Below are 16,480 nucleotides of genomic sequence, written 5' to 3'. Positions count from 1 at the left end.
CTGAAAGAGAAAGATGTGCAGCTTGCCGTCAAGGGCGACCAACTGCTCGTCAGTGGCAAGCGGCAGTCCCTCACCGAGCCCGCCGTGCTGGCGATGTTGCGTGAAAACAAGGCAGCGTTGATCGAACTGATCAATGCCGGCGAGTATTACAGCGGCAAGGCCGATGACGTGGAGGTTCCTGCCCAGGCGATCGTGCCGGGCTGCGAGCGCATCACCCCGGACATGTTGCCGTTGATAGAGCTCGACCAGGCAGCCATCGAAACCATCGTTGCCCGCGTCCCTGGCGGTGTGCGCAATGTGCAGGACATCTACCCGCTGGCGCCATTGCAGGAAGGCATTCTTTATCACCACATCGCCGCCGAGCAGGGCGACCCTTATGTCCTGCAGGCACAGTTCACGATTGCCAGCCGGGAACGTTTCGACGAGTTCACCACGGCCTTGCAACAGGTCATCGATCGCCACGACATCCTGCGCACCAGCATCATATGGGAAGGCCTGGCCGAGCCGGTGCAAGTTGTCTGGCGCAAGGCTGATCTGGTGCTCAGCGAAATCACCATTGACCCTGCCGCCGGCCCCGCCAGCGAGCAATTGCAACAACGCTTCGACCCACGGCATTACCGCCTCGATATCAGCCAGGCACCCTTGCTGCGGCTGGCCTTCACCCACGACGTGGTCAACCAGTGCTGGGTGGCGATGCTGCTGTTTCATCACATCGCCATCGACCATGCAGCCCTGGAACTGGTCCAGCATGAAATCCATGCGCACCTGTACGGCCAGGCCCACACCCTGGGCGAGCCGGTGCCTTATCGCAACTACGTGGCCCAGGCCCGACTCGGCGTCACGAACAAACAGCACGAAGGTTTTTTCCGCGAGATGCTCGGCGACGTCGATGAACCGACGTTACCGTTCGGCCTGCACGATGTGCGCGGCGACGGCCATGGCGTCGAAGAAGCACACCAGACTTTGCCCATCGAGCTGAGCCAGCGTTTGCGGACTCAGGCCCGGCTGCAAGGGGTGAGTGCGGCGAGCCTGCATCATCTTGCCTGGGCACAGGTGCTCGGGCGCCTTAGCGGGCGCAATGATGTTGTGTTCGGTACGGTGCTGCTGGGGCGCATGCGGGGTGGCGAAGGGGCCCGCCGGGCCTTGGGGATGTTTATCAATACCTTGCCGCTGCGGGTGGCCTTGGGAGAGCAGGACGTGCGCGCCGGTGTCAAGGCGACCCATGCGCATTTGACAGCGTTGCTCGGCCACGAACATGCCTCGCTGGCGTTGGCCCAGCGTTGCAGCGGCGTATCCGCACCGACGCCACTGTTCAGTGCGTTACTCAACTACCGCCATAGTTCCGCTGAGGCGGTGACCGGTCAGGCGGTTCAATTATGGGAAGGGATCGAGGTGAGGGGCGGCGAAGAACGCACCAACTACCCGTTGATTTTGTCCCTCGATGATCTTGGCGAAGGATTCAGCCTCAATGTTCAGGCTGTCGCCGGTATCGGCGCCCGGCGGGTTTGCGCGTATATGCAGACGGCGCTGGAAAGCCTGGTGCATGCACTCGAACAGACGCCGCAGGCGCCCTTGAACAGCTTGCCGATCTTGCCAGCCGATGAGCGTGAGCAGTTGCTGGTGGGTTTCAACGACACCGCAATGGATTACCCGCAGCAACAGACCATTCACGGCTTGTTCGAAGCACAGGTCGAGCGCACTCCGCAAGCGCTGGCAGTCGCCCATGGCGAACAACGCCTGACGTATCGCGAGCTCAACGAGCAGGCCAACCGTCTGGCTTATGCGTTGATTAAGCAGGGCGTTCAGCCGGATTCCCGCGTCGGTATCTGTGTTGAACGTGGCGCCGCGATGGTCGTGGGTTTGCTGGCGGTCCTCAAGGCGGGCGGCGGTTACGTGCCGCTGGATCCGGCCTATCCGGCAGAACGAATTACTTACATGCTGCAGGACAGTGCTCCGGCCGCAGTACTGGCTCAAACCGCTACCCAGGGCTTGCTGGCCGACGTTTCGGTGCCAGTCATCAATCTTGATCTAAGCGATTGGCAGGACCAATCCGTCCAGAATCCGCAGGTGCCAGGGCTGACTTCGGCGCATCTGGCGTACCTGATCTACACCTCCGGCTCCACCGGTCTGCCGAAAGGCGTGATGATCGAACACCGCAACACCGTGAATTTCCTGACCTGGGCGCACAGTGCTTTCGACGCTTCTGCGCTGGAAAAAACACTGTTCTCCACCTCGCTGAACTTCGACCTCGCCGTCTACGAGTGCTTTGCGCCGCTGACCTCGGGTGGCAGCATCGAGGTGGTCAAGAACGTGCTGGAACTGCAACACGGCGAGCACAATATCGGCCTGATCAACACCGTGCCGTCGGCGCTTAAAGCACTGCTGGACGTGGATGGGCTGCCGGAATCGGTGCACACCGTGAACGTGGCCGGTGAAGCGCTCAAGCGCAGCCTGGTCGAATCTCTGTTCGAAAAAACCGGCGTGCAGCGCCTGTGCAACCTCTATGGCCCGTCTGAAACCACTACCTACTCAAGCTGGGTGGCGATGGACCGCGAACAGGGCTTTGCTGCGCACATCGGCAAGCCGGTCGGTAATACGCAGTTCTATCTGCTGGATGAGCAGCAACAGCCCGTGCCACTGGGTGTTGCGGGTGAAATCTACATCGGTGGAGCCGGTGTGGCACGGGGTTACCTGAACCGCGAAGACCTCACTGCCGAACGCTTCCTGCAGGACCCGTTCAGCCAGCAATCAACGGCACGCATGTACCGCACCGGCGATCTGGGTCGCTATCTGCCAGACGGCAATATCGAATACCTGGGCCGTAACGACGATCAGGTGAAAATCCGCGGTTTCCGTATCGAATTGGGCGAGATCGATGCACGCGTGGCCAAACACCCGGCGGTCCACGAAGCGGTGGTCACCGCCCGCGAAGATGTGCCGGGCGACAAGCGTCTGGTGGCTTACTACACGCTGGCGGCCGGGCACACCTCGGTGGACATCGACAGCCTGCGCGCTCATTTGCAGGAGAAATTGCCTGAATACATGGTTCCGGCCGTCTACATTGTGCTGGAAAAGCTGCCGCTGACACCCAACGGCAAGCTAGACCGCAAGGCGCTGCCAGCGCCGGACAGTGAAGCACTGAGCAGTCGTGGTTATGAAGCTCCACAAGGCGAAACCGAAACGCAGATCGCGACCATCTGGCAAGACTTGCTGGGCGTGGCCAGGATCGGGCGTCACGACAACTTCTTCGAACTGGGCGGACATTCGCTGCTGGCAGTCAGCCTGATCGGGCGCATGCGTCACGTCGGCCTGAGTGCTGATGTAAAAGCGCTGTTCAGTCAGCCAACCCTCGCCGCACTGGCCCGTGCCGTGGGCGGCGCTGAACCAGGTAACGGGGAAGTCAATGTACCGGCCAACCTGATTACCCAGGGTTGCGAGCGCATCACTCCAGACCTGTTGCCACTGATCAACCTGACCCAGGCGCAGATCGATCAGGTAGTGGCCTGCGTCCCCGGCGGCGCAGCGAATGTGCAGGACATCTACCCGCTGGCGCCATTGCAGGAAGGCATTCTCTATCATCATATCGCCGCCGAGCAGGGCGACCCTTACGTGTTGCATTCACAGTTCACACTGTCGGATCGTCAGCGTCTTGAGGCCTTTGCCAAGGCTCTGCAACAGGTCATCGACCGCAATGACATCCTGCGTACCGCAGTGATCTGGCAGGGGCTGGACGAGCCGCTGCAAGTGGTCTGGCGCAAGGCCGAGCTGAGTATCGAACAGGTCCATCCGGACCCGCGCAACGGCGATATCGCACGCCAGTTGCGAGAGCGCTTCGATATTCGTCACTCGCGCCTTGATCTGAGCAGGGCGCCACTGATGCAACTGGTGTTTGCCGAAGACGAAGCCTGCCAGCGCTGGGTGGTCATGCTGCGCTTCCATCACATGGCGCTGGACCACACTACGCTGGAGGTGGTGCGCCATGAGATTCAGGCGTATTTGCTCGACCAGCCAGACACCCTCGGCGCGGCAGTACCGTATCGCAACTACGTGGCCCAGGCCCGCCTGGGTGTGAGCCGCGAACAACAAGAGGCGTTCTTTCACGAGATGCTCGGCGATGTCGATGAACCGACGCTGCCGTTTGGCGTACGCGATGTGCAAGGCGACGGTCAGCCGGTCAAAGAGGCCACCTGCGTGCTGCCGTCGACGCTGAGCCTGCGTCTGCGCGCCAGTGCCCGACAACTGGGGGTGAGTGCCGCCAGCCTGCATCACCTGGCCTGGGCTCAGGTGCTGGGCAAGGTATCGGGCAAACAGGATGTGGTGTTCGGTACCGTACTGATGGGCCGGATGCTGGGCGGCGAGGGCAGCGAACGGGCACTGGGGATGTTCATCAACACTCTGCCACTGAGGGTCGTCGTGAACGAACAGGGCGTGCGCGCCGGAGTCAGGGCGACCCACGCGCGCCTGACCGAATTGCTCGGCCATGAGCATGCATCCCTTGCCCTGGCCCAGCGTTGCAGCGGCGTAGCCGCGCCGACCCCGTTGTTCAGCGCCTTGCTCAACTACAGGCACAGCGCCCCGGCCAGTGTGTCCGAACAGGCCAGGCAAGCGTGGCAGGGTATCGATGCCCTGAGCAGCGAAGAACGCACCAACTACCCGCTGACCTTGAACATCGATGATCTGGGTGAGGGCTTCAGCCTCAATGTATTGGCGGTCGCGGACATCGATGCTCAGCGCGTCTGCGATTATATGCAGACGGTCTTGAGCCATCTGGTCGAGGCTCTTGAATCTGCGCCGGACTCAGCGGTGTGCGGCCTGCCGATAGTGCCGGAAGCCGAACGTCGGCAACTGCTGGTCGCATTCAACGACACCGCACGGGATTATCCGCAGCAACAAACGGTGCAGGGTCTGTTCGAAGCTCAGGTGCGTGCGTGCCCCGAGGCTTGCGCAGCGATCCACGACGGTGTTGCCATGAGCTACGCCGAACTCAATACGAGAGCCAACCGCCTGGCACGGCATCTGCTCGGTCTTGGCGTGCAGCCGGGTGACAGCGTGGCGATCCTGCTTGAGCGCAGCCTCGACCTGCTCGCCAGTCAGCTGGCAGTGCTCAAGTGCGCGGCGGTGTATGTACCGCTGGACATCCACGCACCGGTCGAGCGTCAGAGTTTCATGATTGAAGACAGCCAGGCGCGCGTCCTGCTGACCCACAGCCAGGTGCCGCTGAAAACCGGCGTCCAGCGTATAGACCTCGATTGTCTGACGCTGGAACGCCTGAAAGGCACTGACCTGGCATTGCCGCCGCAGTCCAGCCAACGTGTTGCCTACATCATGTACACCTCCGGCTCCACCGGCACGCCGAAGGGGGTGTTGGTGCCGCATCGCGCCATCAGCCGCTTGGTGATCAATAACGGCTACGCCGATTTCGATGCTCAGGATCGCGTGGCATTTGCCTCCAACCCGGCGTTTGACGCCAGCACCCTGGATGTCTGGGCGCCGCTGCTCAATGGCGGCTGCGTGGTGGTGATCGGGCAGAACGACTTGCTGTCGCCGCCGAATTTCCAGCGCCTGCTGCTGGAACAGTCCGTAACCGTGCTGTGGATGACCGCTGGATTATTCCATCAATACGCCTCGGGTCTGGGCGAGGCCTTTTCGCGGCTGCGCTACCTGATTGTCGGCGGCGATGTGCTGGACCCTGCTGTTATTGGCCGGGTATTGGCGAACAATCCTCCACAGCATCTGCTCAACGGCTATGGCCCCACCGAAGCCACGACATTCTCCGCGACCTACGAGATCGTTTCGGTCGGCAATGGCTCGATCCCTATCGGCAAACCTGTGGGCAACAGCCGTTTGTATGTGCTCGATAACCAAGGCCAACCGGTGCCGTTGGGCGTTGCCGGCGAGCTGTATATCGGTGGGCAGGGTGTCGCCAGGGGGTATTTGCACCGGGATGAACTGACCCTTGAGAAATTCGTCGATGACCCGTTCGACAGCGACCCGCAGGCTCGTTTGTACCGCACTGGCGACCTGGTGCGCTGGCGTGCCGACGGCAACCTCGAATACCTCGGTCGCAATGACGAGCAGGTGAAGATTCGTGGTTTCCGTGTTGAATTGGGTGAAATCGAAGCACGTCTGGCCGAACACGCTGAGGTTCGCGAAGCCGTGCTGCTGTGCCGTCAGGATCTGCCCGGAGACAAGCGTCTGGTCGCTTATGTCACGGCGCAGCAGCCTGAAACTGCGCTGGACATCGAACAGTTGCGCAGCCATTTGCAAGGCTTGCTGCCGGACTATATGGTGCCGGCAACCTACGTGCAGCTCGATTCACTGCCGCTGACCGCCAACGGCAAGCTCGACCGCAAGGCCCTGCCAGTGCCGGATGCGCAGTCGGTGGTCAGCCGTGGTTACGAAGCACCGCAAGGCGAAGTCGAAACCCTGCTGGCCTCGATATGGGCTGATGTACTCAAGGTCGAGCAGGTCGGTCGCCATGATCACTTCTTTGAACTGGGCGGACACTCGCTGCTCGCGGTGACGCTGATCGAGCGCATGCGTCAGATGGGTCTGAGTGCCGATGTGCGTGCGCTGTTCAGCCAACCGACCCTGGCCGCGCTGGCAGCAGCGGTCGGCGGCGGCACGGAAATCGTAGTGCCGGCCAACCTGATCCCGGAACGCTGCGAACACATCACTCCGGACTTGCTGCCGCTGATCAGTCTGACCCAGGCGCAGATCGACCTGGTGGTTGCCGGGGTGCCGGACGGCGCGGCAAACGTGCAGGACATCTACCCGCTGGCCCCCTTGCAGGCGGGGATTCTCTACCACCACCTCAGCGCGGAACAGGGCGACCCCTATGTGCTGCAATCGCAGTTTGCTTTTGCAAGTCAGGAGCGTCTGGAGGATTTCGTCGTGGCGCTGCGACGGGTTATCCAACGCCATGACATCCTGCGTACCGCGCTGGCCTGGGAAGGACTCGACGAGCCGGTGCAGGTGGTCTGGCGTCATGCCAGCCTGATCCGCGAACGTCTGCATCCGGACCCGCAAGGCCCCGATGTGTCTGCACAGCTTCATCAGCGCTTCGACGCCCGGCACTATCGTCTGGACATTCGTCAGGCACCGATGATGCGGTTGATTCATGCCTGGGATGAGCCCAACCAGCGCTGGCTGGCCTTGCTGCTGTTTCATCACCTTGCGCTCGACCACACGGCGCTGGATGTGCTGCGACACGAGATGCAGGCCTGCCTGCTGGGCCAGCAAGCGCAATTGGGCGAGCCGGTGCCGTATCGCAACTATGTGGCTCAGGCGTGTCTGGGCCTGAGCCGCGAGGAGCACAAGGCATTCTTCCGCGACATGCTGGGCGACGTCGACGAGCCGACGCTACCATTTGGCCTGCAGGATGTGCAGGGCGACGGTCACGCTATCGAAGAGGCGACGCGGGTCTTGTCTGCGGCGCTGAACCTGCGCCTGCGGGCTCAGGCACGGCAACTGGGCGTGAGCGTTGCCAGCCTGGCGCACCTGGCGTGGGCGCAAGTTCTGGGTAAGGTGTCGGGCAAGCAGGATGTGGTGTTCGGTACCGTACTGATGGGCCGGATGCAGGGTGGTGATGGTGCTGACCGGGCCCTGGGCATGTTTATCAACACCTTGCCGCTGCGGGTTGCCGTAGGTGAGCAGGGCGTGCGGGCCGGGGTCCAGGCGACCCATGCGCGACTCACTGCATTGCTGGGCCATGAACACGCGTTTCTGGCACTGGCCCAGCGTTGCAGTGGCATAACCGCGCCAACACCGTTGTTCAGCGCCTTGCTCAACTACCGGCACAGCGCCGAGGCCAGGGTGTCCGAGCAGGCCACCCTGGCCTGGCAGGGTATCGAAACCCTCGGTGGAGAGGAGCGCACCAACTACCCGCTGGCCTTGAATGTCGACGACCTGGGCGATGGTTTCAGCCTGAATGCGCAGGTCAGCGGCAACGTCGGCGCCATGCGGGTGTGTGACTATATGGAAACCGCGCTGGAGCAGCTGCTTCTGGCGCTGGAACAGGACCCCGAAGCGCCGCTGAACAGCATTGCGATTCTTTCGGCTGCCGAGCGGGAGCAGCTACTGGTCGGGTTCAATAATACCGCGCTGGATTACCCGCACCAGCAGACCGTGCATGGCCTGTTCGAAGCCCAGGTCCGTAACCATCCAGAAGCTTGCGCAGCGATCCACGACGGTGTTGCCATGAGCTACGCCGAACTCAACACCCGGGCCAACCGTCTGGCCCGGCATCTGCTGGGGTTTGGCGTGCAGCCGGGTGACCGCGTGGCTATCCTGCTGGAGCGCAGCCATGATTTGCTCGCCAGCCAGCTGGCAGCACTCAAATGCGCGGCGGTGTATGTACCGTTGGACGTCAACGCCCCGGTAGAGCGCCAGGCGTTCATGATCGAGGACAGTCAAGCGAGTGTCCTGCTGACCCTCAGTCAGATGTCACTGACAACCAGCACTCAGCGCGTTGACCTTGACCGCCTGATGCTAAACGGCCTGGATGACGACAATCTGGCTCTGGCGCAGTCCAGCGAAAGCGTCGCCTACATCATGTACACCTCAGGCTCCACCGGCACGCCGAAGGGTGTGCTGGTACCGCACCGGGCCATCAGCCGTTTGGTGATCAACAACGGTTATGCCGACTTCAATGCGCAGGATCGCGTGGCGTTTGCTTCCAATCCTGCGTTTGACGCCAGCACCCTGGACGTCTGGGCGCCACTGCTCAATGGCGGCTGTGTGGTGGTGATCGGGCAGCACGACTTGCTCTCGCCGTTGAATTTCCAGCGCCTGTTGCTGGAGCAATCGGTCACCGTATTGTGGATGACCGCCGGGCTGTTCCATCAATACGCCTCGGGGCTGGGTGAGGCCTTTTCGCGCCTGCGCTACCTGATTGTCGGCGGCGACGTACTGGACCCTGCCGTTATTGGCCGGGTGCTGGCGAACAATGCGCCGCAACATCTGCTCAACGGCTATGGCCCGACCGAAGCGACGACCTTCTCCGCCACCTACGAGATTGTGTCGGTCGACAATGGCTCGATCCCTATCGGCAAACCGGTGGGCAACACTCGCCTGTATGTGCTCGACAGCCAAGGCCAGCCAGTGCCGTTGGGCGTGCCCGGCGAGCTGTATATCGGCGGGCAGGGCGTTGCCAAGGGCTATTTGAATCGAGCTGAGTTGAGCGCCACGCAGTTTATCGTCGATCCGTTCAGTGAAAGGGTCGATGCGCTGATGTATCGCACGGGCGATCTGGTTCGCTGGCGCGCCGACGGCAATCTGGAATACCTGGGTCGCAATGACGATCAGGTAAAAATCCGTGGTTTCCGCGTTGAACTGGGTGAAATCGAAGCGCGCCTGGCCGAACACGCCGATGTGCATGAAGCCGTAGTACTGTGCCGTCAGGACGCGCCTGGTGACAAGCGTCTGGTGGCTTATGTCACGGCGCAGCAGTCTGAACCTGCGCTGGACATCGAACACCTGCGCAACCATCTGCAAGGCACGTTGCCGGACTACATGGTGCCCGCAGCCTACGTACAGCTCGATGCGCTGCCACTGACTGCCAACGGCAAACTCGACCGCAAGGCGCTGCCGGCGCCGGATGCGCAATCGCTGATCAGTCGTGGTTATGAAGCCCCTCAGGGCGAAGTCGAGACCCTGCTGGCAGCGATCTGGGCGGACGTACTGACGGTCGAACAGGTCGGTCGTCATGATCACTTTTTCGAACTGGGCGGTCATTCGCTGCTGGCAGTGATGCTCATCGAACGCATGCGTCAGGTCGGCCTGAGTGCCGACGTGCGTGCGCTGTTCAGTCAGCCGACCCTGGCCGCGCTGGCAGCGGCGGTGGGCAGCGGTCGTGAAATTCACGTCCCGTCCAATGGCATTACAGCCGCCTGTCAGCGGATTACACCGGACATGGTGCCGCTGGCCAACCTCGATCAGGTCGCCATCGACCGGATCGTTGCCACGGTGCCCGGTGGCGTCGCCAACGTGCAGGACATCTACCCGCTGGCGCCGCTGCAGGAGGGCATCCTCTATCACCACCTCAGCGCCGAACGCGGTGATCCGTATTTGCTGCAATCACTGTTCAGCTTCGACAGCCAGGCGCATGTCGACGATTTTGCCCGCGCCTTGCAGTTCGTGATCCAGCGTCATGACATCCTGCGCACCGCGCTGGTCTGGGAGGGCCTGGACGAACCGATGCAAGTGGTCTGGCGTGAGGCGTTGCTGGTGCGCGAAAGCTTCGATGCCGACCCGCACGGTAGCGACATGGCGGCACAGTTGCACCAGCGTTTCGACGCCAGGCACCATCGCCTGGACATTCGTCAGGCGCCGATGTTGCGGTTGATTCACGCCTGGGACGAGCAAAACCAGCGCTGGCTGGCCTTGCTGCAGTTCCATCACCTGGTCATGGACCACACCACGCTGGACGTGGTGCGCTACGAGATGCAGGCCAGCCTGCTGGGGCAGGAGGCGCAACTCGGCGCGGCGGTTCCATATCGCAACTACGTCGCTCAGGCCCGACTGGGCGTGAGCCAGGACGAGCATGAGGTATTCTTCAGCGACATGCTGGGCGACGTCGACGAGCCGACGCTGCCGTTCGGTTTGCAGCAGGTGCATGGTGACGGCCATGGCATCGAAGAGGACCAACTGGCGGTAGGTGCAGACCTCAGCCGTCGCTTGCGGGTCCAGGCCCGTCAACTGGGAGTGAGTGCAGCTAGCCTGGTCCACCTGGCCTGGGCGCAATTGTTGGGTCAGGTCTCGGGCCGTGACGACGTGGTGTTCGGCACCGTGCTGCTGGGCCGGATGCAAGGCGGCGACGGCGCCGATCGGGCGCTGGGGATGTTTATCAACACCTTGCCGCTGCGTGTGACGCTGGGCAGTCGCAGCGTGTGTGAAAGCGTCAGGGCGGTGCACGATAAACTGACCGCGTTACTCGGCCATGAGCACGCACCGCTGGCACTGGCCCAGCGTTGCAGCGGCGTGGTTGCACCGGCGCCGCTATTCAGCGCCTTGCTCAACTATCGTCACAGCAGCGTTGCCGTGACCGATGAGGCGCTGACGGCCTGGAATGGCATGCAGTCGCTGGGCGATGAAGAACGCACCAACTATCCGTTGACCCTGAACGTTGATGACCAGGGCGAAGACTTCCTGTTGACGGTCCAGACCGTGCCGCTGATCGAGGCCGCACGGATCTGCGCCTATATGCAGCAAACCCTGAACAGTCTGGTCGATGCACTGGAACAGGCGCCGCAAACTCCACTGCACGCCATTTCAATACTGCCGCTCAACGAGCGTACGCGATTGCTCGAGCAATGGAACGAGCCTGGCAAGCACTACGCCAATGACACACCGATCCACCAACAATTCGAATCCCATGCTGCAGAATGCCCAGACGCCGTAGCGCTGATGTTCGAAGAGCAGACCCTGAGCTACGGCGAGCTCAACGCACGTGCCAACCAGGTCGCTCATCGCTTGCTGGCGTTGGGTGTGCGCCCGGATGATCGCGTGGCGATCTGCGTGGAACGTGGCCCGGCAATGATCATCGGCTTGCTGGGTATCCTCAAATCCGGCGCTGGTTATGTGCCGCTTGATCCGGCTTACCCCCCTGAGCGCCTGGCCTACACCCTCGGCGACAGCACGCCGGTGGCATTGTTGAGCCAGCAGTCAGTGCAGCAAGCCTTGCCGGTGTCGCAAGTGCCGGTGATCTATCTCGACGATGCCGGTTTGCAGGACGAATCCGTCTGCAATCCGCAGATTTCGGTCAAGCCCGGCGACCTGGCCTACGTGATCTACACCTCCGGCTCGACTGGCCTACCCAAAGGCGTGATGGTCGAGCATCGCAATGTTGCACGGCTGTTCTCGGCCACAGAAGACTGGTTCGGTTTCAATGAACAGGACGTGTGGGCGCTGTTCCACTCGTTCGCCTTCGACTTTTCGGTCTGGGAAATCTGGGGCGCGTTGCTGCACGGCGGTCGTCTGTTGATCGTGCCGCAGCTGGTCAGCCGCTCACCCGAAGACTTCTACACGCTGCTGTGCAGTGCCGGTGTCACGGTGCTCAACCAGACGCCAAGTGCGTTCCGTCAACTGATTACTACCCAGGGTCAGAACGAGCAGGCGCATTCGCTGCGCCAAGTGATTTTCGGCGGTGAAGCGCTGGAAACAGCGATGCTCAAGCCGTGGTACGCCCGCAACGTGAATGCTGGTACACAGTTGGTAAACATGTACGGCATCACCGAAACGACCGTGCATGTGACCTATTACCCGTTGCAGCCTGAAGACGCCCAGCGAGTCGGCGCCAGCCCGATCGGCACGCGCATCCCGGACCTGCAGCTTTACCTGCTCGATGCCTATGGCGAACCGGTACCGGTCGGCGTCGTCGGCGAGCTGTACGTGGGCGGGGCCGGTGTGGCGCGCGGCTACCTGAACCGTGAAGCACTGACGGCCGAGCGCTTTCTCGATAAGCCGTTCAGTACGGCGCCGGGTACGCGCCTGTATCGCACCGGCGACCTGGGGCGCTGGCTGGCCGACGGCACCCTGGAATACCTGGGGCGCAACGACGAACAGGTCAAGATTCGCGGCTTCCGCATCGAGCTGGGTGAAATCGAAGCACGTCTGGCCGAACATGCCGACGTCCGCGATGCCGCGGTGCTGTGCCGTGAGGACGTGCCCGGCGACAAGCGTCTGGTGGCCTATTTCACGACGCAGCACCCGGAACGCCTGCTGGACATCGAAACCCTGCGCGAGCATTTGCAAGAGACATTGCCGCAGTACATGGTGCCGGCAGCCTACGTGCAGCTCAATGCACTACCGCTGACCGCCAACGGCAAACTCGACCGCAAAGCCCTGCCAACGCCCGACCGTTCGGCGCTGGCCAGTCGTGGCTACGAAGCGCCTGAGGGCGACACCGAGATGGCCATTGCACGGATCTGGCAAGACCTGCTGCAACTGGAGCAGGTCGGCCGGCATGACCACTTCTTCGAACTGGGCGGTCACTCGCTGCTGGCCGTGAAACTGATCGAGCGCATGCGCCAGATAGATCTGGTTGCCGACGTGCGCGTGCTGTTCAGCCAGCCGACCCTGTCAGCCCTGGCGGCAGCCGTGGGTGGCAAGGGGGCCGTCGAAGTGCCGGCCAACCTTATTCCCGCCGACTGCGGGCGCATCACCCCGGACATGCTGCCACTGGCGTCGCTCAGCCAAAACGATATCGACCGTGTGGTCTCCTGCGTGCCCGGCGGTCTGGCCAACGTGCAGGACATCTACGCGCTGGCGCCGTTACAGGAGGGGATTTTGTATCACCACCTTGCCGCGGCCGAGGGTGACCCGTATCTGCAATACGCACTGTTTGCCTTTGACAGCCTTGAACGACTGCACAGCTTCGCCCATGCCCTGCAAGGTGTCATAGCGCGGCACGATATCCTGCGCACCGCCGTGCTTTGGGAGCGCCTTGATACCGCGGTGCAAGTGGTCTGGCGTGAAGCCCCACTGTGCCTGGATGAACAGGTGCTGGACCCGGCCAATGGCGACATCGCCGAACAACTGCTCAAGCGCCTGGACCCTCGCCATACGCGCCTGGACATCCGTCAGGCACCGATGCTGCGCATCGGCTATGCCCACGATTCGGTAAATAACCGCTGGCTGGGCATGCTGCTGTTCCATCACCTGGTGGACGACGCTACGTCACTGCGCATACTGAGCAGCGAAATCGAGGCGCACATGCTCGGTCAGCAAGCCTCGCTGCCGCCGTCCGTGCCTTATCGCAATTACGTGGCCCAGGCCATGCTTGGTGTCAGCCGTGAAGAGCACGAAGCATTTTTCCGCGACATGCTCGGTGACATCGATGAGCCGACGCTGCCGTTCGGTCTGCAGGACGTGCAGGGCGACGGGCGTGGTATCAAGGAAGCGCGCCAGTCGGTCGACATCGACCTGAGCCGACGCCTGCGCGTGCAGGCTCGTCAGCTTGGGGTCAGCTCAGCCAGCCTTTACCATCTGGCCTGGGCCCGCGTTCTGGGTGCGGTGTCAGGCAAAGAGGACGTGGTATTCGGCACCGTGTTGCTCGGTCGCCTGCAAGGCGGCGCCGGGTCCGACCGTGCCCTGGGGATGTTCATCAATACCTTGCCGTTGCGTGTCAAGCTGGGAGAGCAGGGCGTGCGCAGTGGTCTGAAAGCCACTCACGCACGACTCAGCGGCCTGCTGGCCCATGAACACGCGTCGTTGGTACTGGCCCAACGCTGCAGTGGTGTACCCGCTTCGACGCCACTGTTCAGTGCCTTGCTCAACTACCGGCATGTCGCCGCCGAGGTCAATCAGCAGACGTTCGATGCCTGGCAGGGCATCGACAACCTGCACGGCGAGGAACGCACCAACTATCCGCTGACCCTTTCAGTGAACGATGAGAGTGACGGTTTCAGCCTGACGGTTCAGGCCATTGCCAGCATCGACGCGCAGCGGGTCTGCGCCTATGTGCAGACTGCGCTGGAAAATCTAGTCAGCGCACTGGAACAGTCGGGCGAAGTGCCGTTGGCCGGTTTGTCGGTTCTGCCGGCAGCAGAGCGTGAGCAGTTGGTGTTCGGGCTCAACGCTACCGAGCTGGATTATCCGCATGAGCAAACCATTCACGGGCTGTTCGAAGCGCAGGTGCAGCGTACTCCGGAAGCGCTGGCAGTGATCCACGGCGAGCAGCGCATTACGTATCGCGAGCTTGACGAGCAGGCCAACCGTCTGGCGAATGCCTTGCGCAAACAGGGTGTACAGCCGGATTCCCGCGTCGGGATCTGCGTTGAACGCGGCGCGCAAATGGTCGTCGGCTTACTGGCAATCCTCAAGGCAGGGGGTGGTTATGTACCGCTGGATCCGGCCTATCCGGCGGATCGGATTACTTACATCCTGCAGGACAGCGCGCCAGCGGCAGTATTGGTCCAGGCGGCGACCCGGCATTTGCTGACAGGCGTTTCGGTGCAGGCCATCGACCTTGATGATCAGAGCGCCTGGCAAGACGAGCCGGTACAGAATCCAGACGTCGAGGGCCTGAGCTCGGCGCATCTGGCGTACCTGATCTACACCTCCGGTTCGACCGGTTTGCCGAAAGGCGTGATGATCGAGCACCGCAACACCGTTAACTTTCTGACCTGGGCCCACCGTGCTTTCAACGGTTCGGCACTGGAAAAGACGCTGTTCTCCACCTCGCTGAACTTCGACCTCGCAGTCTACGAATGCTTCGCGCCACTGACGTCGGGTGGCAGCATCAACGTGGTCAAAAACGTCCTTGAACTGCAACACGGCGAACACGATATTGGCCTTATCAATACCGTGCCGTCGGCGCTGAAAGCGTTGCTGGAAATCAACGGTTTGCCAGCATCGGTCCACACCGTAAACGTCGCCGGCGAAGCGCTCAAGCGCAGTCTGGTGGAAAACCTGTTCGAAAAAACCGGCGTGCAGCGGCTGTGCAACCTTTACGGGCCGTCTGAAACCACCACCTACTCAAGCTGGGTCGCCATGGATCGCGAAGACGGCTTCGCTGCGCATATCGGCAGGCCGGTGGGCAACACCCGGTTCTATCTGCTGGACGAGCAGCAACAGCTCGTTCCACGAGGCGTGCCAGGTGAAATCTACATCGGCGGTGCCGGTGTAGCCCGCGGTTATCTGAACCGCGATGATCTGACCGCCGAACGCTTCCTCACGGACCCGTTCAGCCTCACACCGGAGGCGCGGATGTACCGCACCGGCGACCTGGGCCGCTACTTGCCGGATGGCAATATCGAATACCTGGGGCGCAACGACGATCAGGTGAAGATTCGTGGTTTTCGTATCGAACTGGGCGAGATCGATGCGTGTCTGGCCAAACACCCGGCGGTACACGAAGCGGTGGTCATGGCCCGTGAAGACGTGCCGGGCGAAATCCGTCTGGTGGCGTATTTCACACAGGCCGACCCGACAGTGATAACGGACAGTGGGAGTCTGCGCACGCACCTGCAAGGGCTGCTGCCGGACTACATGCTGCCGGCCGCGTATATGCCGCTAGAGGCATGGCCGTTGACGCCGAATGGCAAGCTGGACCGCAAGGCCCTGCCGGCACCGGACAGCAGTGCTTTTGCCTCGCGTGCCTACGAAGCCCCGGTGGGGGACGTGGAGATCAGGCTGGCAGCGCTCTGGGCAGAGCTGCTCAATGTCGAAAAGGTCGGGCGTCATGACCATTTCTTCGAGTTGGGCGGGCATTCATTGTTGGCGGTGACCCTGATCGAACGTATGCGTCAGGCGGATCTGGAAGCTGACGTGCGAGTGCTGTTCGGTCATCCGACGCTTCTTCAGGTGGCAGCCTCGGTGGGTCAGGTCAAGCGGGTGGAGGTGCCGCAGACGAAAATCCCGATGCTCAATCGCAAACGCCGTATCTGAAACCACGGCAACCGCCCGGCCGATCGGCAATCGGTCGGGCGGTTGCCTTTCACCTTGAAGCCCTTCTCAAGACCTTCTTTCAAGGTCAGTT

At 62.0% G+C, this 16,480-nt stretch carries 1 protein-coding gene; it reads left to right on the top strand.

Features of this window, described 5'->3' with window-relative positions; genetic code table 11:
* Positions 1-15 precede the first annotated feature (15 nt).
* Positions 16-16,389: a syringopeptin non-ribosomal peptide synthetase SypB gene (gene sypB / locus LIX91_RS24205; RefSeq protein WP_226489327.1), complete on the top strand. Its 16,374-nt coding sequence runs from the start codon at positions 16-18 to the stop codon at positions 16,387-16,389.
* Positions 16,390-16,480 lie beyond the last annotated feature (91 nt).

This window comes from Pseudomonas sp. B20 (assembly GCF_020515755.1).
GTDB lineage: Bacteria > Pseudomonadota > Gammaproteobacteria > Pseudomonadales > Pseudomonadaceae > Aquipseudomonas > Aquipseudomonas syringae.
Note: the sequence above shows the minus strand (reverse complement) of the source record. Positions and strands in the feature narration are given on the sequence as shown.